This window comes from Janthinobacterium lividum, from assembly GCF_034424625.1.
GTDB classification, from domain to species: domain Bacteria; phylum Pseudomonadota; class Gammaproteobacteria; order Burkholderiales; family Burkholderiaceae_D; genus Janthinobacterium; species Janthinobacterium lividum.
In genome coordinates, this window is sequence record NZ_CP139976.1 from 2,809,709 (window position 1) to 2,828,620 (window position 18,912).

26 protein-coding genes are annotated in these 18,912 nt (G+C 62.8%); 6 read left to right on the plus strand and 20 right to left on the minus strand.

Features of this window, described 5'->3' with window-relative positions; genetic code table 11:
* Positions 1 to 42: 42 nt before the first annotated feature.
* From U0004_RS12790 to flgB, 3 genes are read right to left on the minus strand one after another with little or no spacing between them, the layout of a single operon-like run.
* Positions 43 to 696: a flagellar hook capping FlgD N-terminal domain-containing protein gene (locus U0004_RS12790; RefSeq protein ID WP_070253631.1), complete on the minus strand. Its 654-nt coding sequence runs from the start codon at positions 694 to 696 to the stop codon at positions 43 to 45.
* 3 nt (positions 697 to 699) lie between these two features.
* Positions 700 to 1,116, minus strand: coding sequence for a flagellar basal body rod protein FlgC (gene flgC, locus U0004_RS12795; RefSeq protein ID WP_034757795.1), 417 nt, complete (start codon positions 1,114 to 1,116; stop codon positions 700 to 702).
* Between the two features lie 8 nt (positions 1,117 to 1,124).
* Positions 1,125 to 1,487, minus strand: coding sequence for a flagellar basal body rod protein FlgB (gene flgB / locus U0004_RS12800; protein ID WP_034758109.1), 363 nt, complete (start codon positions 1,485 to 1,487; stop codon positions 1,125 to 1,127).
* Positions 1,488 to 1,741: 254 nt separating this feature from the next.
* Here flgB and flgA point away from each other — a divergent pair, with 254 nt between their 5' ends.
* Positions 1,742 to 2,389, plus strand: coding sequence for a flagellar basal body P-ring formation chaperone FlgA (flgA, locus tag U0004_RS12805; protein WP_052140608.1), 648 nt, complete (start codon positions 1,742 to 1,744; stop codon positions 2,387 to 2,389).
* Between the two features lie 6 nt (positions 2,390 to 2,395).
* Here flgA and U0004_RS12810 read toward each other — a convergent pair whose 3' ends face one another.
* The 17 genes from U0004_RS12810 to U0004_RS12890 all read right to left on the minus strand — a co-directional run bounded on the left by U0004_RS12810 (position 2,396) and on the right by U0004_RS12890 (position 16,071).
* On the minus strand, positions 2,396 to 3,148 hold the full coding sequence (locus U0004_RS12810) for a glycoside hydrolase family 73 protein (RefSeq protein WP_070253630.1): 753 nt from the start codon (positions 3,146 to 3,148) through the stop codon (positions 2,396 to 2,398).
* On the minus strand, positions 3,135 to 3,575 hold the full coding sequence (gene flgN / locus U0004_RS12815; protein ID WP_081345406.1) for a flagellar export chaperone FlgN: 441 nt from the start codon (positions 3,573 to 3,575) through the stop codon (positions 3,135 to 3,137). Before flgN ends, U0004_RS12810 begins: the two co-directional genes overlap by 14 nt.
* Positions 3,572 to 3,862, minus strand: a complete 291-nt coding sequence (flgM, locus tag U0004_RS12820) for a flagellar biosynthesis anti-sigma factor FlgM (protein WP_070253629.1) — start codon at positions 3,860 to 3,862, stop codon at positions 3,572 to 3,574. The genes flgN and flgM overlap by 4 nt, the downstream gene beginning before the upstream one ends.
* Before the next feature lie 16 nt (positions 3,863 to 3,878).
* Entirely contained in the window at positions 3,879 to 4,883 is a 1,005-nt protein-coding gene (locus U0004_RS12825; RefSeq protein WP_034787914.1) for a flagellar motor protein MotB, read from the minus strand.
* The gene (motA, locus tag U0004_RS12830) at positions 4,867 to 5,781 is read right to left on the minus strand and encodes a flagellar motor stator protein MotA (RefSeq protein WP_034757817.1); all 915 of its coding nucleotides are present in this window, start codon (positions 5,779 to 5,781) and stop codon (positions 4,867 to 4,869) included. The genes U0004_RS12825 and motA overlap by 17 nt, the downstream gene beginning before the upstream one ends.
* Positions 5,782 to 5,837: 56 nt before the next feature.
* Entirely contained in the window at positions 5,838 to 6,581 is a 744-nt protein-coding gene (locus tag U0004_RS12835) for a FliA/WhiG family RNA polymerase sigma factor (RefSeq protein ID WP_034787845.1), read from the minus strand.
* A 33-nt stretch (positions 6,582 to 6,614) separates the two neighbouring features.
* On the minus strand, positions 6,615 to 7,091 hold the full coding sequence (locus U0004_RS12840; RefSeq protein WP_081345405.1) for a flagellar basal body-associated FliL family protein: 477 nt from the start codon (positions 7,089 to 7,091) through the stop codon (positions 6,615 to 6,617).
* Positions 7,091 to 8,236, minus strand: coding sequence for a flagellar hook-length control protein FliK (locus U0004_RS12845; RefSeq protein WP_070253627.1), 1,146 nt, complete (start codon positions 8,234 to 8,236; stop codon positions 7,091 to 7,093). Before U0004_RS12845 ends, U0004_RS12840 begins: the two co-directional genes overlap by 1 nt.
* Positions 8,233 to 8,511, minus strand: coding sequence for a hypothetical protein (locus tag U0004_RS12850; RefSeq protein ID WP_254675965.1), 279 nt, complete (start codon positions 8,509 to 8,511; stop codon positions 8,233 to 8,235). Before U0004_RS12850 ends, U0004_RS12845 begins: the two co-directional genes overlap by 4 nt.
* Positions 8,512 to 8,542: 31 nt before the next feature.
* Complete coding sequence (fliS, locus tag U0004_RS12855; protein ID WP_034757830.1) at positions 8,543 to 8,932, minus strand: flagellar export chaperone FliS; 390 nt, start codon at positions 8,930 to 8,932, stop codon at positions 8,543 to 8,545.
* A gap of 50 nt (positions 8,933 to 8,982) precedes the next feature.
* Positions 8,983 to 10,395, minus strand: a complete 1,413-nt coding sequence (fliD, locus tag U0004_RS12860) for a flagellar filament capping protein FliD (protein ID WP_034787851.1) — start codon at positions 10,393 to 10,395, stop codon at positions 8,983 to 8,985.
* A gap of 89 nt (positions 10,396 to 10,484) precedes the next feature.
* Complete coding sequence (locus U0004_RS12865) at positions 10,485 to 10,922, minus strand: flagellar export protein FliJ (protein WP_046684908.1); 438 nt, start codon at positions 10,920 to 10,922, stop codon at positions 10,485 to 10,487.
* Between the two features lie 8 nt (positions 10,923 to 10,930).
* Entirely contained in the window at positions 10,931 to 12,241 is a 1,311-nt protein-coding gene (gene fliI, locus U0004_RS12870) for a flagellar protein export ATPase FliI (RefSeq protein WP_034787854.1), read from the minus strand.
* Positions 12,238 to 12,927 carry a flagellar assembly protein FliH gene (gene fliH / locus U0004_RS12875; RefSeq protein WP_034787861.1) on the minus strand — a complete coding sequence of 230 codons (690 nt, stop codon included), beginning with the start codon at positions 12,925 to 12,927 and terminating at the stop codon, positions 12,238 to 12,240. Before fliH ends, fliI begins: the two co-directional genes overlap by 4 nt.
* The gene (locus tag U0004_RS12880; RefSeq protein WP_034787864.1) at positions 12,924 to 13,964 is read right to left on the minus strand and encodes a flagellar motor switch protein FliG; all 1,041 of its coding nucleotides are present in this window, start codon (positions 13,962 to 13,964) and stop codon (positions 12,924 to 12,926) included. The genes fliH and U0004_RS12880 overlap by 4 nt, the downstream gene beginning before the upstream one ends.
* The gene (gene fliF / locus U0004_RS12885) at positions 13,942 to 15,672 is read right to left on the minus strand and encodes a flagellar basal-body MS-ring/collar protein FliF (protein WP_070253625.1); all 1,731 of its coding nucleotides are present in this window, start codon (positions 15,670 to 15,672) and stop codon (positions 13,942 to 13,944) included. Before fliF ends, U0004_RS12880 begins: the two co-directional genes overlap by 23 nt.
* A 60-nt stretch (positions 15,673 to 15,732) precedes the next feature.
* Positions 15,733 to 16,071, minus strand: coding sequence for a flagellar hook-basal body complex protein FliE (locus U0004_RS12890; RefSeq protein WP_034787870.1), 339 nt, complete (start codon positions 16,069 to 16,071; stop codon positions 15,733 to 15,735).
* Positions 16,072 to 16,095: 24 nt separating this feature from the next.
* On the opposite strand from U0004_RS12890, the gene U0004_RS12895 reads away from it, so the two are divergent.
* The 5 genes from U0004_RS12895 (at position 16,096) to U0004_RS12915 (ending at position 18,905) form a co-directional block, all read left to right on the plus strand.
* A complete protein-coding gene (locus U0004_RS12895) occupies positions 16,096 to 16,335 on the plus strand; it encodes a hypothetical protein (RefSeq protein ID WP_139144042.1) in 240 nt (79 codons plus the stop codon).
* 359 nt (positions 16,336 to 16,694) lie between these two features.
* On the plus strand, positions 16,695 to 17,495 hold the full coding sequence (locus U0004_RS12900; RefSeq protein WP_034787875.1) for a FliM/FliN family flagellar motor switch protein: 801 nt from the start codon (positions 16,695 to 16,697) through the stop codon (positions 17,493 to 17,495).
* Between the two features lies 1 nt (position 17,496).
* Positions 17,497 to 17,862 (plus strand): FliM/FliN family flagellar motor switch protein, encoded by a 366-nt coding sequence (locus U0004_RS12905; protein WP_070253622.1) that lies wholly within the window; start codon positions 17,497 to 17,499, stop codon positions 17,860 to 17,862.
* The gene (fliP, locus tag U0004_RS12910) at positions 17,859 to 18,629 is read left to right on the plus strand and encodes a flagellar type III secretion system pore protein FliP (protein WP_034787879.1); all 771 of its coding nucleotides are present in this window, start codon (positions 17,859 to 17,861) and stop codon (positions 18,627 to 18,629) included. Before U0004_RS12905 ends, fliP begins: the two co-directional genes overlap by 4 nt.
* A gap of 3 nt (positions 18,630 to 18,632) precedes the next feature.
* On the plus strand, positions 18,633 to 18,905 hold the full coding sequence (locus U0004_RS12915) for a flagellar biosynthetic protein FliQ (RefSeq protein ID WP_034757874.1): 273 nt from the start codon (positions 18,633 to 18,635) through the stop codon (positions 18,903 to 18,905).
* Positions 18,906 to 18,912 lie beyond the last annotated feature (7 nt).

Below are 18,912 nucleotides of genomic sequence, written 5' to 3' on the forward strand. Positions count from 1 at the left end.
GAAGGACGAGATTAGTGTTCAGGAAACGAAGGGAAGGGCGGATCAGGCCGTCTTACCGTTAAAACCGGTGATCGCGCCAGGGTTGACTTCGCCCAGGTTCGACACGCTCAGAATCATGCTGCCGCCGGCCGACAGGCGCACGCTATTGAGCTTGCCTGCGATGTCGACCGTCGGTTTTTCGGTGCCACTGGTCGTCACCGCCATGGTATAGGTGCCAGCAGGCAAGCCCAGGGCCACGGGATCGATGGTAAACGGTACCGTGCCGGCACCTTTGGCGCCCAGTTCGATCTTGTATTCCTTGTCGTCGATGCCTTTCAGGGTCACCGTGGTCTTGGTGGTGCCGGCCGCGAGCGCGATGCTGCCGCTGACCTTGCTCTTGTCGAGCTGGACCGTTTCGCTGTTGACCATCACTTCGGAGCCCACTTGCGCGCCCAGGGCCAGCACTTGCATCGATTGCAGCACGCTGGCATTGGCGCTGGTCAGCGCCGACAGATTTTGCATCGCTTCCGTCTGCGCCTGCTGCGTCAATTGATTGACGAACTGGCTCGGATCGGTCGGTGCGAGGGGATCCTGGTTCTTGATCTGGGCCACCAGCAATTTGGTGAACATATCCTGGGTAGCATTGCTTTGCGACTTGACGGCATTGCTGCCGCTGTTGCTGCCACTGGTGTTGTTTGTAAAGAGATTGGTTTCCATGGATTATGCTTCACCTAATTTGAGGAGCGATTGCTGCATCGACTTGATGCGGCCCAGAACTTCGACATTGGTTTCAAACGCGCGCGACGCCGACATCATGTCGGTCATTTCGGCCACCTGATTGACGTTGGGGTAGAACACCATGCCATCGGCATTGGCCATCGGGTGGCCCGGTTCATACACCTTGCGCAGTGGCTCGTCGCTTTGCACCACGTCGAGCACCTGCACTCTTCCACCGGCGCCGCTGGCACCGGGGCCATCCATCACGGCCGCAAATACGGGCTTGCGCGCGCGGTAGGTTTCGCCTTCGGAACCGGCCACGGAATCGGCATTGGCCAGGTTGCTGGCGATGGTATTGAGGCGCACGGTTTGCGCCGCCATCGCCGAACCGGCGATCTTGGAAATATCCTGGAAGCTCATGCTGATCCTTATTGTCCGGAAATGGCCTTGGACAGACCCTTCAGTTTCATGTTGACGAAAGTCAGGCTGGTCTGGAAGTCGGTGGCATTCTGCGAGAACGCCGCCTGCTCGACGCCGATTTCGACGGTATTGCCGTCGCGGCTGGGGTGATAGGGGACGCGGTACAGGGCGCTGGCATCGTCATCGGTCGACAGCAGGCCGGCTTCGTTGTCCTGCAGCTGCTGCAGGGCGCTGCCGAAATCCATGTCCATGGCCTGGAAGCCGGGCGTGTTTTCATTGGCGATGTTGGCGGCCAGTACGCGTGTGCGGTCGGCACGCAGCGCGAGCGCATCGGCGTGCACGCCCAGCGCATCCTTGAAATTAATCCCCATGGTCATCCTTTGTGTTGAATTCGTTCGTGCTTTTTGCGGTTCGGGCTAGAAAATAGGTGGTGCAGAGGTAAAATCCCAGCCTGGTCATGTTGACGCATGGTAAGGTCATGCCGCTTCAGTATCTTTGATTAAGGTTAGCAATGATTTACTTTGAGAACTATTCCGTGATGTGGAACAAGGCGCAATGTCGTCACATACTGCTTCCGGGCCTCTTTTTACTGACCAGCCTATATAGTAGTGCAGGACGCGCAGAATTGCCAGCCGACAATATATTTTCGCGTGTGGAACAATTGGCGCGCGAGCAATTGGCGCAGCAGGCAGCCTCGGCCGGATTGCTGGAACCGCAGTTTCAAGTCACCGTGGTAAAAAGCACGCGCCCCGTGCCGGCGTGCGCGGCGCCCGTTGCGCTGGAAACGGCGGACAGCCGCTCGGCGCAGCGCATGCGCTTTGTCGCAGTGTGTCCTGGGAGCAACGGTTGGCGTTATGAAATGCTGGCGCGCGGCAGCATCACGGCCCAGGTGGCCGTCACCAGCGTCCCCGTCACGGCCAATACGCCGTTGCAGGCGGGCGACGTGACCCTGGCGCGGCGCGACGTGACGATGGTGCCCGACAGTATTGCCTCCTTGCCCGGCGCCGTTGGCCTGTCGAGCCGGCGCAGTTTGCGTGCCGGCGAAGTGTTGCGTCAGGGACAACTGGCATCGCCCGTGCTGATCAAGCGGGGCAGTGCGGTGAATATCGTGGCGCGCAAGGAGCAGGTGGAAGTGAGCATGGCCGGCGAAGCGATGGACCCGGGCGCGCTGGGCGAGGTGATTCGCGTGCGCAACGCCACCAGCGGCACGGTGATACGTGCCAGGGTGGTCGATGCGGGCGTGGTGGAACCGGCCGAACTTCCCGGCCGTTAAGGAAAATCAGTCTGCGGCGGCCGTGCGCTGCAGACGCGTCGCCAGCTGCGTCAGCTTGGCGGCGTAATTCGGATCGGTGGCATAGCCGCCGCGCGCCAGGCCCTGCGCGAAGGCGCCCGCGTCGGCACCCGTGTTCAGGGCGGCGCGGTAGCGCGGATTGTCGAGCAAGACCTGCGCATAGTCGCGGAAAGCGCTGGCCTGGTCCGGGTAGCTGCGGAAACGTTCCGTTTTCTTCAGGGCCGTGCCGCTGCCCGCCTCGTATTCGGTGGTGACATTGCTGGCCACGTCGCCCTGCCATTTGCCGCCGGCCTTGATGCCGAACAGATTATTCGTGTCCGCCCCCGTGCCCTGGCGCAGCGGACGCTGGCCCCAGCCCGATTCCAGTGCCGCGTGGGCGGCGACGATTTCCGGCGCCACGCCCAGGCGCGCGCCCGTTTCTTGCGTCCACGGCTTGATCGAGGCGAGAAATTGCTGCTGTACTTCGCCGATTTCTCCGCCCTGGTTGATGCTGCCCAGCACATTGACGGGCTGGCTCTGTTCCAGGTAGGCGCGGCCTTGCGGGTTCAGGCTGGTGGCATTGCCGCCGCCCTGTTCGATGAAGCGGGCCACTTCGCCCTGTACTTGCCGGAACACGCTGCTGAAGTTGCCGCTGGAACTGGTGGCGTCGGTGGCGCGCATATTGCTCTGCACGGCGGACGTGGCTGCCGTCGACGGCGTTGCCGCCGTGGCGCGGGTTGTCAGGAAATCAGCCTGGCGCATACGTATCTTCCTCGCCATGCAGCACGCGCTGCATGATGCTGTACTGCTCTGTTAATAAATCACTGTTGCGGGCGTTCAGGCGTTTGCATTCAAGCACCATCTGCTCGAGCGCGGCCCAGTCGCGTTCGGCGCTCGTACGCGCGTCTTCTTGCAACAGCGCAAACAATTGGGCCATGTCGCCTTGCGGGCCCAGCAGGGCCGTGACGAGGCTGACCCGCTGGCGGCGGCGCGCATCGAGCGGTTCGACGGCGGCGATGACCTGGTCGGCCAGCGCCGTCAGCTGCGCGCTGCGGTGGTGCAGGGTGGCCTGGAATTGCTCTTCCAATAAGGTTTGCAGGGCGGCATAGCCGATACTGTCGTCTTTCATGCCTTGCAGCACGCGGCGCACGGCTTCCTGGCGCGTGATGCCCTTGCGCGCTGCGGTCACGATTCACCGCCGTGGAAACGCTGGATCAAGCCTGCCAGTTTTGACGGATCGAACGGCAATTCGCCCTTGGCCAGCGCATCGCGCAGCATGGCCACGCGCTCGTGGTCGATCTCGGGCATGGCGCGCAGGGCGGCCATGGCCGGTTGCAGCACGGCCGATTGCAATTCCGTCCCGGCCGACGAGCCGCCCATGGCGCCGGCGGCGCCCGCGTTCTCGGCGATCGCCTCGGCCGGCGCGACGGCGCTGCTGCGCACGGCAGCACCGGTATTGCCGGAGGAGATTTTCATACGTTGTCCCTTGCCCTTAATTTGCATGCTCATCCCGCTCCTTCTTTGCGGGCAGGCCCAGTTTTTCGCGCAGGCGCTGCAAGGTGCCCGCATCCGGTTCACCCACTTGCAGTTCGTCGCCTTGCGGCTTTTGCCCGGCCATGCCGAACATGGCGGCGATGCTGTCTGCCTGGCCACGCGTCAATATTAACAGTTCGATGCGGCGGTTGATGCCGGCGCTGGCGTTTTTCACGTCCAGCGGCGCGCGGTCGGCCATGCCCACCACTTGCAGCACGCTGTCCGGACTCATGCTGCCGATCAGCAATTGCGCTCGCGCCGACATGGCGCGGTTGGCCGACAGGGTCCAGTTCGAATAGCCTTCATAGCCGTTATTGGCGTATTGCAAGGAATCCGTGTGGCCGACGATCAGCATCTGGTTTTCCATTTGCGCAAACACGGGACCCATCTGGCGCAGCAGCTTGCGGAAGCGGTCGGTCGGCACGGCGCTGCCGCGCACGAACATGCCTTGCTTGTCCGTATCGTGCAGCATGACGCGCAAGCCGTATGGCGTGATCACGGATTGCAGGTTGCTCTTGAGTCCCGCTTCGTCGCTGAGCTTGTCGAGCGCGCGCGACAATGCCATCAAGTCTTCCGGCGACTGGTAGCTGACCTTGGTCTGGTTTTGCGGCGCGGAGCCGGCTTTGCCGTCCTGCATCTGCTTGCCTTCCGTGCGCGTGTCGCCCGAGCCCTTGCGGGGCATGGGGAAGCGCTCGATCAGGCTGCCGCGCGGACCGCCACTCTGTTCCGGCATGACGCCCTGGCCTTCGCCCTGGCGGCTGCTGGCCGACGCATCCATCATGATTTCCTTCATTGCCTGCTGCTCGCGCGCGGCCATCAGCCACAGCACGAGGAACAGCGACAGCAGGGCCAGGCAAAAGTCGGCGAATGCTACTTTCCAGGCGCCGCCATGGCCATCGTCGTCATGCTTGCGGCCAGCACGCTTGATGATGGCCTGTTCATGTTTCTCATGCGGCTTTAGCACGGCGGCCTCCCCGGCCTTGGCCCTGCTCTTGTTCTGCGCCGCCATCTTCCAGCGCATTGATCCAGCTTTCCAGCTGGGCGAAGCTCGGCTTGATGTTCAGCTGCACCAGGCGGCGGCCCGCATCGATCGCCAGCAGGGGCGGCTTGCCCGCCACGTGCGTGACCAGCACGACCTTCACGCACTCCATGGTCGAGCCTTCCTCGCCCACCAATTGCTTCATCATGTTGCACATCGGATCGAGCACGCCGTAGCAAAAGAAGATGCCGATGAAGGTACCGACCATGGCGGCACCCACTTTTTCCGAAATTTCCGCCGCATCGGCGCCGTCGGCCACGGAATTCATGGCCATCACGATGCCCAGAACGGCAGCCAGGATACCGAAACCTGGCATGGCTTCGGCGATCTTGTGCAGGGACTTCGACGGTTGCAGCAACTCGTCGTGGATGGCTTCCAGTTCCTGCTCCAGCACGCCTTCGAGCTCATGCGCGTTGATCTTGCCCATCGCCATCAAACGGAAGTTGTCGACGATGAAGGCCAGCAGCTTCGGCTCTTCCAGCACCAGCGGATAGCGCTGGAACAGGGCGCTTTCGCGCGGTGCCTCGACGTGGGCATCGAGCGCCTTAAGGCCGCCGGCGGCCGTTTGCAGCAGTTCATACATCAGCAGCAGCAACTGGCGCTGGAATTCCGAGCCTTGCTTCTTGTGCGTGACGATCTTGCGCATCTGGTGCAGCATTTCACCGAGTACATGCTTGGGATTGCCCAGCACCAGGGCGCCAACGGCGGCGCCGATGATGATGATCAACTCGACCGGTTGCCAGATCGCGTGGACGGTGCCGCCCATCAGGGCGAAGCCTCCGAATACACACCCCATCACGATTAAGATACCGATAATTACCATGTCAACTGCCTTTCTGCGTCATTGTGCTGCGTCAATTTGATGGATCTTGCTTACTCTTATGCGTCTTGCAGCATGGCTTTCATCTTGCCCAGCGCCGTTTTGTTGAGCTGGCAGACACGGGCGTCGCTCAGGTCCAGCACGGCGGCAATTTCTTTATAGCTCAGTTCGAATTCGTAATACATCTGCACCACGCGCTGTTCCCGTTCGTCCAGCGTGCGCAGCGCCTGTTCCAGGCTGCGCCGCACCATCAATTGCTCTTCCGGGCTCGGTGCGCTGTCGGCTTGCCCCAGGCTTTCCTGCAGCACTTCGTCGAAACTGGCGATCAGCTCGGCGTTTTCCGCCAATTGATATTCCTGGAAGGCTTCCGGCGTCAGTTTCAGGGCCGCCATGATTTCCGCTTCCAGCGGCTCGCGCCCCAGGCGCCGGGTCAGGGCGCGCACGCTGTCGCGCAGGCGGTGGCTTTCCTGGCGCACGGCGCGCGGGCGCCAGTCCTGGCGCCGCAGTTCATCGAGGATGGCACCACGGATGCGCAGGCTGGCATAGCTGCCGAAAGACTGGTCCGGCACGCCGTAGCGGCGCAGGGCTTCCAGCAGGCCCATCAGGCCAATCTGTTCCATGTCGTCGCGGTCGATGGCGCCCGACACCTGCGAATTGAGCTGGCGCACGATGCGTTTCACCAAAGGGGAGTACGCTACCAGATGTTGTTGCTCTTCAGCAACGCTGAGCACGGCCGCGCAAGCGCTGGCGGCCGCATATTCGCCGGCGCCATACGCTTCCTGGTATTGCTCTACATAGGCCAAGGGATCTCCCACTAGGTCGGCTGGCGTGTTGGCTTATTCAATGATCAGCTTGCCGACCATGACTTCGGTGAAGGGTTTTTCCATCTGCTCGCGTTCATAGCTGACATTGAAGGCCTTGTTGATCTGTTCGGCATACTGCTCCACCGTCATGGTCTGTGCCTTTTCCATCGGAAAGCTCGACAGGGTGCTGACGGCGATCGAGCGCATCAACGGCAAGTGGTCCTTGGTCAGCTTTTCCTTTTCCTCGGTGGTGGCGATCACCAGGTCGGCCGACAGGTAATGCGTTTCACCGTCGCCGGGGCCGCGGCGCAGCATCACGATGACCTTGTCCAGGGTAATGAACTTGCGTGCCTTCTTGCCCGTGGCGGGCGGTGGCGGGGCTTTCGCTTCGGTGGCATCGGCATGGCCGGCAACCGGCTTGGCCAGGTACCACATGGCGCCGCCAGCCGCGCCGGCGGCCAGCACTGCCACGGCGACAAAGCCGCCGATCAGTTTCATTTTCATATTCATCAGGCGCTCTCTCGCTCGTGCATGGCGTAAGTGGTACTGGCAGTGCTGCCGTCGGACAGGGCGCGGCCCGGTTCGGCATCATCCTGCTGGCGGCCCGGTTGACGCTGGCCACGCGCATCGCCTTCGGCAAACGCCTGGGCGGCCGGGCTGCGCGGGGTGGCGCTGATATTCACGGCCACCTCGGTGTACTGGCGCTGTGCCAGGTCGCTGCGCATGTTTTCGCCGATGCCTTGCAGCTGGCGTAACACTTCCGAGTTCGACGCCGTGACGTTTACCTGCAGCGCGCCGGCCGTGTGGCGGATGGAAATTTCAATGCGGCCCAGCATGGGGGGATCGAGGCGGATCGTCGCGTGTTCGCTGTTGCGGCCGATCTGCGTCTGCAGGCGTTCGCCCAGCGCTTCGCGCAGCGGTTCCTGCCATTGCTGGGCAGGGCCATTGAGCTTGATGGTATCGCCGGCCGGGGCCGCCGTAGCCGTATTGCCGATGGCGCCCGTCAAGCCCAGGTTGGGCGCGGCTGGCGCGGGCGTTGCGGCGCTGCGTTCGCCATCGCGCGCGGCAGGGGCGACGACGGCGCTTGCCGGAGCGGTTTGCTGCAGCAGCGATTCGAACGGCTGTGCGGGCGCGCTGCCCTTGGCGGCGCTCGCCGGGATGGCTGCTGCCAGCGGTTCGCGCGTATCGCGGCCTGCCGGCTGTGCCGTTCCCTGTGCGGTGAGGGTGATTGCCGCCGGATGCAGGCTGATGTTGAGTGCCGGGTTGGCTTGTGCCACATTCGCCTGCGCTGGTGTCTGTGCCTGCGCGGCGGCGCGCGCCTCGGCTGTGGCCGGGTCCGTTGGCGGCAGCATCGTCACCGGCAGGCCGATGACGGGCGCTGCCATGGCAGGCAAGCCGCTGTCGGCCTGGCTGTCGCTGTCGCCATCCTTGACGGGGGTGGGCGCGGGCGTGCCGGCATCGGCCGACTCCCCGCCTGTCACATCGAGCACCTGCGCAAACAGGGGCAGGGCGGAGGGCGCGGCGCCGTTGCTGCCATAGCCTGGCGTGCCAGGCAAGGTGGCCGTCTGTGCCGGCGCTGGCGCCGAGGCTGGTGTCGGTGCCGCATTGGCCGCCGCTGCCGGAGCGGCCGGCGCCTTGTTGAAGTTCATGATCATGCTTGATACCCTTCAGAGTCGTATTCGCCGAGCGCGGCGTAGGCGACCCAACCTTCCTTATTTGCCTGTAATGCACCCAGGTGTTGACCCAGGCGTTCTTTTTCCGCAGAGCAAATTTTAACCGCTTGCGCGTGAATTTTGCGCAATTGCAACAATTCTGTTTGTTCCAGCGCATTCCATGCGCCACGTTCGGCCAGCAGCGGAATGTTTTTCGCCAGGCTGGCCGAGAGTTTTTCCATCGCCTCCCAGTCCGCCTGGGCGACAGCCGCGCTCAAATGCCGGCTCAGCTGCTGCAGCGCAGCGCGCCTAGGCATTATTGGCCTGGACGCCCACCCAGCCACGCTTGATGGTGGTCATCAAGGTAGTCACTTCATCGATCAGCGTCGGGTCGAGCTTGATGCCGGCCGTGTACAGGCGCGCCACGCAATAGTCGTACAGGCGCGCCAGGTTGACCACCACTTCGCCGCCATTGTCGAAATCGAGCGAGCTCGACAGACCGTTGATGATCTGCGTGCATTTATCCAGGCTGATGGCCTTTTGCTCGTAGCGCTTGCCCACGATGTGCCCGCGCGCGCGCGCCAGTTCTTCCAGCAGGCCGTCCGTCAGCACCAGTACCAGTTCGACCGGTGTGGCGCGGGCGGTCTGGGAATCCAGGTTGACGGCATGGTAGCTGCCGTAAGCTTCATTGTTCAACATTATTCTCTTCTCGCTATGTTAACTGTGGCGGCGCGGCAGGCACGTCCGCCTTAGGATTTATCGTTACTAAACATGGCATCGAACATGTCCGAATTCCGGGTCATTTGCTCCTGCAATACTTGCAGGCGGGAATATTGGTCCAGGAAACGGGTGTAAGCAGTGTTGTACTGGTTGGTCAGGCGCTCGGCGCTCTTGGCCAGGCTTTTCTGCAACTTGTCCGTCGCTGCCATGCGCTGGGTGATCTGGCCTTTGGTGACATTGCTCCACTGTCCCAGCACCTTGTCCAGGCCGCCGAGCACGCCGGCTGGGGCCGACAGGCTGTTATTGCCGAACAGTTTGTCCAGGCCGCCAGGATTGTCCGCCAGTTTGGCCGTCAGCTTGGCCGTATTCAGGCTGATCGTGCCGTCGCGCTGGGCCGTAATGCCATACGCTACCAGCGATACGCCATCGACGTTCAGGCGCAGGGCATCGCCCATGCTGGTGCGCAGGGCGTTCAGGCCGGAGTCGTGGGCAAAGATGCCGGCAGCGATATTTTTTTCCGGATTGCCGGGGCTGGCCAGGCCATCCATTACGCTTTTCAGCTTGTTGTAGGCATCGACGAAGGCTTGCACATTGGCAATGGTGCCGGCGCTGTCGGTGCCGACGGTCACGGTAACCGGGCTCTCGCCTGCCGTCATGGCCTTGGTGAACGTCATTTTCACGTCAGGCACGTTGGTGAAGGTATTCGATGCCTGGGTGATCTTGGTGCCGGAACCCTGCGCGCCCAGCCAGACGATGGCGTCCTTGGGCGCCGCGATGGCTTTTATGTCGCTCTGCAGCGCTGACTTCAGGCCCGCATCCGTCACGCTGTTGGTATCGATCGAGACGGCATTGGCCACGCCGGTGAGATTCGACGTCAGCACCAGTTGCGCCTGGTTGCCGATATTGATGACGGAAGCGGTGACACGCGCATTATTCTTGCTGTTGCCATTGATGGCGGCGGCGATTTCCTGCGGCGTCAGGTAGGCGTCGCCATCCTTGTTGGCGGCGGCCAGGTCGATGTCGAAGGCGTTGTCGGCGGTGACGGCAGCCAGCGGATCGCCGAGGCGGATGGTCATGTTGCCGCCGTTGGCAGGCGTGGTGCTGCTCAAGCCGCCATACGAGGTCTGGCTGGCCGTGGCCAGTTGTTCGACAAAGAACGCGTAGCTGCCAGGCGCCGCCTTGATGCCGGCCGTGCCCGTGCCATACGCGGTATTGCTGAAGGTGGCGGACTGGCTCAGCACCGATTTGCTGGACGTCATGGTCGTCATCGCCAGCTGGAATGCCGAGATGGCCGATTTCAGGTTGCCCAGCGCGCTGCTGGTGTTGTTGGCCAGCGTGGTCTGATTCGCCAGGGCTGCCTTTTGCGCCGCCACCGATTTGGTAGCCAATTGTTCTGCTGTGACGATCGGATCGTATCGTGGTGCGGTAATTACGTTTGCCATGCCAGACTCCTGAATAAAGGGATATACCGGTACAAGGCGACCCCCATTCCCGTTTCGTGAAGTTTTCCTGAAAGAAACTTACACAAACCTCATTTTACCTGCCCGCGGAACCAGAATTGCGTCGCCAGCTCGTCTTGCCGCTTGGCATCAACTCGGTGTTGCTCATTTGCAACATGCTTTTGCTTTTGCGTCAGCACCTGGTCCAGCACTTCGCGCTTGGCCCAGGCCGTATTCAGCGCGCGTTGCGAGACGGCCATGTTGGCTTCGTGCAGGTGCAGGTCGGTACGGTGCTGGTCGGCCATCTGCATCACGGCTTGCTTGAAGTTGCCGCAGTTGACGGACAGGGCCAGGGGCAGGGCGCCGCTGGGGCCGCTATCCGTGTACAGGCCCGTCAGGCGCTCCAGGTTTTTCTGGTAGCGCTCGCGCACGGCCGTCTGCGCCGCCATTTCGCCTTGCAGGCGTTCCACTTCGGTGCTGCGCAGGCCGACCAGGGTGGTCAGGTTGCGGATGGTATGCGCGTCGCTCACGTATGCTCCTAGGCCATGATCTGTTCAAGTTGTTCGATGCACGGTCCCATCGGCGCCTCTTCCTTGGTGCCCTGGCACAGGAAGGCTTCGATGGGCGCGTGCAGCTGGACGGCGCGGTCGGTGATCGGGTCGGCGCCGGGCACGTAGGCGCCCAGCGGGATCAGGTCGCGCACGCGCGCATGGCGCGCCATCGACGCTTTCAGCGCGCGCGACGCCTGCATGTGGCTGGGCGTGATCACCTGCGCCATGCAGCGGCTGATCGAGGCGGCGATGTCGATGGCGGGGTAGTGGCCCCGCTCGGCCAGTTCGCGCGTGAGCACGATGTGGCCGTCGAGAATCGCGCGCGCCGTGTCGACCACGGGGTCCTGCTGGTCGTCGCCTTCGGCCAGCACCGTGTAGATGGCGCTCATGCTGCCTTCCGGGTGGGCGCCATTGCCGGCGCTTTCCACCAGTTGCGGCAAGTTCGAGAAGACGGACGGCGGGTAGCCGCGCGTGGCCGGCGGCTCGCCCAGGGCCAGCGCCACTTCGCGCAAGGCCATGGCATAGCGCGTCAGCGAATCGACCAGCAGCAGCACGTGCTTGCCCTGGTCGCGGTAATGGGCGGCGATCGAATGGCACAGCTCTGTGGCCATGATGCGCATCAGGGGCGACTCATCGGCCGGTGCGATCACCAGCACGGCCTTTTTCAAGCCTTCGGCGCCGAGCGACTTTTCCACGAATTCGCGCACTTCGCGGCCCCGCTCGCCGATCAGGCCGACGACGACGACATCGGCCACCGTCTGGCGCGTGATCAGGCCCAGCAGCACGCTCTTGCCCACGCCGGAACCGGCCATCAGGCCCACGCGCTGCCCCTTGCCCAGGGTCAGCATGCTGTTGATCGCCCGCACGCCCACGTCCAGCGGTTCGACCACCGGTTGTTTCTTCAGGGGATTGATCTTCGGTGGCGTGACTTCCAGGATGTGTTCGCCACCGAGGCGGCCCAGGTCATCGATCGGCTCGCCGAGGCCATTTACCATGCGGCCCAGCCACGAGGGGCCGATCTGCAGGCTGGCCTTGTCGGGCAACGGGAGAACTCTGGCGCCGGTGGTCAGTCCTGTCGCCTTCTTGAACGGCATCAGGTAAGACAGTTTTTCGCGAAAACCGACGACTTGCGCATCGAGCCACTCGCCGCTCACAGTTTCAATTTGACAACGCTGGCCCGTGTGCAGGCGGCAGCCGGCGCTTTCCAGCAGCAGGCCGGACGCGCCGACCAGGCGGCCGGTCGGTGTCGCGACCGGGATATCGCCGATCTCGAAACTGCGCAGCGTGTCGGCGATCATGCAGGCGCGCCCTGGTCCGCGTGTTCGGCGGCCAGCGCCAGGTGGCTGCTGACCTGTTCCATGCAGGCCGACAGGCGCTGATGGCAGCCCGCGTCGACTTCATTGTCGCCCGCCTTGATGCGGCATTCGCCCGCGTCGAGGCGCGCGTCGGCGATCAGGTTCCAGCGCTTGGCGCGCTTCGGATCGAGTTCGCTGATGCGTTTCAATTCTTCCGGATTGAGGAAGACGTCGATTTCCTCGCGCGTGGGCGGCATCGAGGCCAGGGTCTCGTCGACCAGGGCCAGCAATTGCACCGGCTGCAGCGCCAGTTCCGCGCGGATCACCTGGCGCGCCACCTTGGCTACCAGGTCGACCACTTCCTTGCGCTGCGCTTCGCGGTAATCGGCGCGCACTTTCTTCAGGTCGCGCAGGATGGCGTCGACGGGGCGGGCCAGACGGTCCAGCGCCACCAGGGTTTCATTGCGGCCTTCTTCGCGGCCCTGCGCCATGCCATCGTTGCGTCCGGTGTCGTAGCCGTCCTGCTGGCCTTGCACCAGGCCCACTTCGTAGCCGTCGCGCTGGCCCTGCTCGAAGCCTTCCGAGACGGACGCCTGCCACTGGCCATCCGTGTCCTCGTTGGAGGCGCGCTGGCCGGCGGCGATGAATTGCGACAGGGGCGGGAAACGATACGAGCGGAAGTGTTTCATTCGATCACCGCTTCGGCAAACAGTTGCACTTCGATCTCGCCCGCATCGGCGAGGCCCTTGACGGTGGCCATGATTTCCTGGCGCGTCTGTTCGATGCGCGACAGCGGCACGGGGCCGGAACGGCGCATCATGTCTTCGAAGCTCTGCGCCTGGCGGCGCGGCATGGTTTTCAGCACGGCGTCGCGGATCGACGGTTCCGCGCCCTTGAGGGCGATGGCCCACTGTTCCATCGGCACGTCTTCCAGGATGCGCGTGAGCGTGACATCGCTCTGCGTGGCCAGGATCAGGAAGTCGTACATGCTCAGCTCGATTTCCGACACCACTTCCGGGTCGTGCGCGCGCAGCAGTTCGACCAGCGCGGCGCGGTTGCCCGGCATGCGGTTGAGAATCTCGGCCGCCTGGCGGATGCCTTCCACGCTGGTGCTTTGCGTGTCGAGCGTGCCCAGGCAGCGGCCCACCAGTTCGTCGAGCTCGACCAGCAGGTCGCGGTCGATCTCGTCCAGGCGTGCCAGGTTCAGCAAGACCAGGTCGCGGCCTTCGACGGGCAGGGCGTCGAGGATCTGGCCGGCCAGCGCGGGCGGCAGGAAGGCCAGGAACACGGCTTGCATCTGCACGTGCTCGTTGACGATGTATTCGGCCAGCCATTTCGGCGAAGCCCACTGCAGGCGCGCCATCTTGGGGCGGATCGCGTCGCCGTAAATATTGTTCAGCACGCTATTTGCGATATCGCTGCCCAGCGCCATGTCCAGCGAGCGCTTCAGGTAGCTGCGCGAGGCGCCGTGCACGCCGCTTTGCTGGCGGTAGTCGTCGAAGAAGGTCTGCATGGCCGTTTTCACGGATTCGACCTTGATGCCGCTCATGCGCGACATCACTTGCGTGACTTCCAGCAATTCTTCACGCGACAGGCAGCGCAGCACATTGGCGGCCTGTTCTTCGCCGATGCTCAGCAGCACGATGGCCGCCTGTTCCACGGGGTTCAGGCTGACGCTTTCGTATTCTGCGCCGTCGGAGGGATTATTGTTGTTGAGTTCGGCCATTTTTCTGCATCCATTGTTTGACGACTTCGGCGACACGCTCGGGTTCTTTTTCAGCCAGCACTTTCAAGTGGTCGACCATCACGTCGACCGCCGAGCCAGGTGGCGGCAAGTCATAGTTTTCCAGCAGCGGCACGACCGGCATGTTGCCGGCGGCGGCCTCGCCTTCGAGCGCCAGCGGGCTGCCATTCACGCCCAGGGCTGGCGCGCCGGCGGCGGCCACGCCATTCGCGCCGGCGGCGCTGGCGCCGCCCAGTGCCAGGGCGGGATCGAGCTGTTTCAGTGGCGGCGGCGCCAGGCGCGTGGTCAGCAGGCGCAGCAGCGGACGCAGGATCAGGAAGTAGCCGAGGATGGCGCCCAGGGCGTACAGCAGCCAGCTGCTGAAATCGACGACGGTATCGCGCTCTTCCCACCACTGCGCCACGGGCGGCTTGGCCGGGAAGGCCAGCGCCGTCAGGCTCAGGCTGTCGCCGCGCTGGGCGTTGATGCCCAGGCCGCTGCTCAGCATTTTTTCAATATTGCCCAGTTCGGCAGGGGTCCAGCCGGTTTTCGGATTCGGTGCGGCGGCGCTGTTGAGGACGACGGCGACGCTGAGTTTTTCCAGGCGGCCACGGCTGCGCTTGATCTGCGTGATGCTGCGGTCGTAGGCGTACTGGCGCGTGGTGGCGTTCTTGCGGGCCGTGCCATCGTCGGATGGCTTCGGCGCACCATCGGCGGGGGCGGCGCCGGCGGCGTCGGCCGGTGCCGGCACGGCGGCCGCTGGCGGACGGTTCGACAGGCTGCCGGGAATGCCGGCCACGGTGCGGTTGCGTTCCTGCTCTTCGCGCATCGCTTCGCTCGTCACTTTCGGGGCTTCGCCGTATTTTTCCAGCGTTTCGTCCACGCGGTCGTTGTTCACGGCGGCCGTTACGCTGAGCTTGAAGTTGTCTTCGCCGATGACCGGGCCCAGCAAGCCCGTGACGTTGCGGCGGATTTCATCCTGGAAGCGTTTCGCGCCTTCGTTGCCGGCGGCCGAGGCATCGAAGCCGTCCGTCAGGTCGATGTGCGAGGACAGCAGGTTGCCGCTCTGGTCGACCAGGCTCACGCGCGTGGGCGCCAGGCTGGCAACACTGCCGGCCACCATGTTGATGACGGCGGCGATCTGTTCCTGCGCCAGGGTGCGGCCCGGTTTCAGCGCCACCACGACGGAAGCGGACGATTTGTCGCCGTCGCTGGCGACAAACGAAGTCGATTTGGCAATCGACAGATGGACGCGCGCCGAAGCGATCGCGTCCATCGTCATGATGCTTTGCGCCAGTTCGCCTTCCAGGCCGCGGCGGAAGCGCACGTCCTGCACGAATTGGGAGACGCCCAGCGGGTCGTTCTTGTCCATCAGCTCCAGGCCGGCCGGCAGCTGCGCCGTCACGCCTTTCGAGGCGAGCAGCATGCGCACCTTGCCCAGCATGGCGTCGGGCACCAGCACCTGGCCGCTGTCCGGATGCAGGCGGTAAGGGATGTGTTCCGCGTCCAGGGTGGCCATCATGTCCGTCACGGCCACTTTTTCGCGTGCGCCAAACACCGGCTTGTAGTTGGCCTGGTCGCGCCAGGCATACATGGTCACCATGGCGGTGATGCCGATGGCCAGCACGACGATGGGAACCAGGTTTTTCAGCAGGGCTGGCGGAATGGCGGGCTGGGCGCCAAGGCGCCAGCGCGCAAATGCGGACTTCATGGGGGTAATCACTTGGGGTAACTTTCGCTGGGAGGCTGGGCGTGGATCAGGACGTGAAGATTACAGAGGCAGTTTGATGAGTTCGTCGACGGCGCCCATGACCTTGTTGCGCACTTGCATCAACATGGAGAAGGACAGGCTCGCTTCCTGGCTGGCCAGCATGGCGCCGACCATGTCGTCGCTCTTGCCGCTGTCGACGTCGCTCATTTTTTGCGCGGCCATGCGGTCATCGCCGTTGACCTTGCCGATGGCGTCTTTCATGCTTTGCGCAAAGGAGAAACCGGATTGTTCCGGCGCGCCGAACTGGGCGGCAGGCGCGATGCTGGCGCCCAGGGCGCGCGCGTCATTGCTCAGTGCTGCCAGATCGGCCTTGATCAGACCTGCGAGTTCGTTGCTCATCTTGCCCTCTACTTTCAATATGCGGTGACGTATCAATCAGAAATTACTGGTGTTGCCATTCCGGCAGGCATTACATCCAATGCCATCTTGCCCGGCCCGATTTCAGGACCCATCAGTTTTATCAGTTGCCACACCATCCGCTCAAGCAGACTCAAACAAACCCAGCAAACCCACGCCAACATGATTTACATGGCCATGACAACTAATATTTATCTGATAAAAGTTTCTGCTGGTGGCAATAAGAAGGACTGGAAACTGCCATAAAAACCGGAATCAGGTAAGCGGAATGGCGCACTGCAAATCACTATTTTGTCGCTATAAGCTTACCTCGGGGCAACTATAAAGTAAAGAGAGGATTGCCTCAAGGAATATTGATACATGGCAATATTTAGCATTTTCATGTATTGTTCAGCACCGTAGTCATCTAGCATGCGATACGATGCGCAATCGTTTGCTTGCGGATCGGTTTGCAAGGTCAAGATGATGCTGTATTTAATTTCGGGTGATCCGTATAATTTGTTCTGCCACCGCAATACGACATGACCCTCATGATAACCACTAAGACAGATCAAACTGTGCGCCATCAAGTCCTCGATTCTTGTCTGCTTGGACGTCCTGTCCATTTGCTGCATGTATTCGGCGCCCAGCTGCGCGACGACCTGGCCGTGGCCCTGCGCCAGCCGATGAGCCGTCGCTACTGGGGCAACTTCCAGATCGATGGCGTGAGCTTGTCGCGCGTGGAAAACGAGGACAGCGTGAACCGCTGGCTGAGTTTTTCCACGGCGGCCAGCCAGACGGGCTTTGCCCTTGAACGGCAGATACTCTTGAGCGTGCTGAACTATCGCTATGGTAGTGCCGGCGCCAAGGGCGCGCTGCCCGATCCGGCGCAGGTGCGCGTGACGGCCACGGAGGAGCGCCTCGCTGTGGTGCTGGGACAACAGTTGGTGAACAGCTTGTTTTCCCGCGTCCACAAGAACCTGCAAACCCTGGGCAAGAGCAGCGACATCGACACCAGTGCCGAGGTCGCCGTACAGTCTGGCGTGCATCCGGCGCGCGGCAGCTGGATCGTCACCGTGGCGCTCAGCGACGTCGAGGCGGGGCAGAGCGGCCAGTTCTGGTTCTCGCTGGACAAGCGCCTGATGGCCGACGTGCTGCGCGGCCTGCTGCCCGAGCGCGCGCAAGCGAAGAAAGCCTTGCGTGGCAGCGTGCGCCCGCTCGCTTCGCGCCTGCAAGTGACCCTGGAAGGCCGGCTCGTCAGCAAACAGGTGCAACTGGGCGCCTTGTTCGACCTGCGCGTGGGCGACGTGATTCCCGTCAGCCTGAGCCGTACCGACGTCATGCTCGACGACTCCCGTTTATTTACAGCTGCTGTCTCCGAACACAAGGGCAAGCTCTGTTTAACCTCATTTGAAGATGTCGAATAATATGAATCTGAACGATACCAACCAGAGCGAAACCCTGCTGGAAGACCTGGGCGATGACATGATCATCGACCAGGGCGATGTGTCCGACGTGGCCAGCGGCCGCGCGCGGCGCGACATTCCGCAGATGATGCGCAAGATTCCCGTGACCCTGACCCTGGAAGTGGGCTCGGCCCGCATCTCGCTCGAAGAGCTGATGGCCATCGGCCCTGAAAGCGTGATCGAACTCGACATGCTGGCCGGCGAACCGCTGGTGATCAAGGTCAATGGCACGCCGATCGGCCGCGCCGAAGTGGTGGTGGCCGGCGAGAACTATGGCCTGAAAGTCATCGACCTCGACGGCCTCAATCTCGACCTGATGACAGCATGAAGCTGGCGGTACCCGGTTTGAGCCGGCGCCGCGGCGCGCTGGCTGCCGCGCTGGCTGTTCCCGTTCTGATGCTGTGCTGCGCCGCCGCCGGGGCGCAGGATTTATTGTCCGGCGTGGTGCCGGGCGCAAAGACCGACCTGTCGGTCAAGATGCAGATCCTGGTCGTCATGACCCTGCTCGGGCTGCTGCCCGTGATGGTCATGATGATGACCAGCTTTACCCGCTTCGTCATCGTGCTGTCCCTGCTGCGCCAGGCCCTGGGCCTGCAGCAGGGCTTGCCCAACCGCATCGTCACCGGCATCGCGCTGATTCTCACCCTGCTGGTCATGCGCCCCATCGGCGACCAGGTGTGGAAGGAAGCGTTCGTGCCGTACGACCGCGACCAGATCGGCATGCAGGAAGCCCTGAAGATCGCCGAAGTGCCGATTTCGCGCTTCATGCTGGCGCAGACGAGCAAGGCCGCGCTGGCGCAGATCGCGCATCTGGCCGGCGAACCGTCGAGCATGCGCCCGCAAGACCACAGTTTCACGGTCAAGCTGGCCGCGTTTGTGTTGTCCGAACTTAAGACGGCGTTCCAGATCGGCTGCATGCTGTTCATCCCGTTCCTCATCATCGATCTGGTGGTGGCGTCCGTGCTGATGGCGATGGGCATGATGATGCTGTCGCCGCTGGTCATTTCGCTGCCGTTCAAGCTGCTGCTGTTCGTCCTGGTCGATGGCTGGACCCTGACCGTCAACACCTTAGTTACCAGCATACAGGGCTATTGATCCATGTTTACCCCTGAAGTCGCCGTCGACCTGATCATCGAAGCGCTGCATGTCGTCATGCTGCTGGTGGTGATCCTGGTCGTGCCGGGTTTGCTCATGGGCTTGCTGGTCGCGCTGGTGCAGGCGGCTACCTCGATCAATGAACAGACCATGAGTTTCCTGCCGCGCCTGCTGGTCACCTTGCTGGCCCTGATCCTGGCCGGACGCTGGATGGCCGGTTACCTGATGGATTATTGCGTGTCCATTTTTCAGCGCGCCGCCACCCTGGTCGGATAGCGCCGCG

What these genes read in the sequence shown, in the direction of transcription:
- flgB (WP_034758109.1), bottom strand. Translation starts at nt 1,487, where the DNA reads ATGGGGATTAATTTCAAGGATGCGCTGGGCGTGCACGCCGATGCGCTC.
- U0004_RS12845 (WP_070253627.1), bottom strand. Translation starts at nt 8,236, where the DNA reads ATGATCATGAACTTCAACAAGGCGCCGGCCGCTCCGGCAGCGGCGGCC.
- fliH (WP_034787861.1), bottom strand. Translation starts at nt 12,927, where the DNA reads ATGAAACACTTCCGCTCGTATCGTTTCCCGCCCCTGTCGCAATTCATC.
- U0004_RS12880 (WP_034787864.1), bottom strand. Translation starts at nt 13,964, where the DNA reads ATGGCCGAACTCAACAACAATAATCCCTCCGACGGCGCAGAATACGAA.
- U0004_RS12810 (WP_070253630.1), bottom strand. Translation starts at nt 3,148, where the DNA reads ATGCGCCAGGCTGATTTCCTGACAACCCGCGCCACGGCGGCAACGCCG.
- U0004_RS12890 (WP_034787870.1), bottom strand. Translation starts at nt 16,071, where the DNA reads ATGAGCAACGAACTCGCAGGTCTGATCAAGGCCGATCTGGCAGCACTG.
- U0004_RS12840 (WP_081345405.1), bottom strand. Translation starts at nt 7,091, where the DNA reads ATGAATATGAAAATGAAACTGATCGGCGGCTTTGTCGCCGTGGCAGTG.
- fliD (WP_034787851.1), bottom strand. Translation starts at nt 10,395, where the DNA reads ATGGCAAACGTAATTACCGCACCACGATACGATCCGATCGTCACAGCA.
- U0004_RS12905 (WP_070253622.1), top strand. Translation starts at nt 17,497, where the DNA reads ATGAATCTGAACGATACCAACCAGAGCGAAACCCTGCTGGAAGACCTG.
- fliP (WP_034787879.1), top strand. Translation starts at nt 17,859, where the DNA reads ATGAAGCTGGCGGTACCCGGTTTGAGCCGGCGCCGCGGCGCGCTGGCT.
- fliF (WP_070253625.1), bottom strand. Translation starts at nt 15,672, where the DNA reads ATGAAGTCCGCATTTGCGCGCTGGCGCCTTGGCGCCCAGCCCGCCATT.
- fliS (WP_034757830.1), bottom strand. Translation starts at nt 8,932, where the DNA reads ATGTTGAACAATGAAGCTTACGGCAGCTACCATGCCGTCAACCTGGAT.
- fliI (WP_034787854.1), bottom strand. Translation starts at nt 12,241, where the DNA reads ATGATCGCCGACACGCTGCGCAGTTTCGAGATCGGCGATATCCCGGTC.
- motA (WP_034757817.1), bottom strand. Translation starts at nt 5,781, where the DNA reads ATGGTAATTATCGGTATCTTAATCGTGATGGGGTGTGTATTCGGAGGC.
- U0004_RS12915 (WP_034757874.1), top strand. Translation starts at nt 18,633, where the DNA reads ATGTTTACCCCTGAAGTCGCCGTCGACCTGATCATCGAAGCGCTGCAT.
- flgC (WP_034757795.1), bottom strand. Translation starts at nt 1,116, where the DNA reads ATGAGCTTCCAGGATATTTCCAAGATCGCCGGTTCGGCGATGGCGGCG.
- U0004_RS12790 (WP_070253631.1), bottom strand. Translation starts at nt 696, where the DNA reads ATGGAAACCAATCTCTTTACAAACAACACCAGTGGCAGCAACAGCGGC.
- flgM (WP_070253629.1), bottom strand. Translation starts at nt 3,862, where the DNA reads ATGAAAATCTCCTCCGGCAATACCGGTGCTGCCGTGCGCAGCAGCGCC.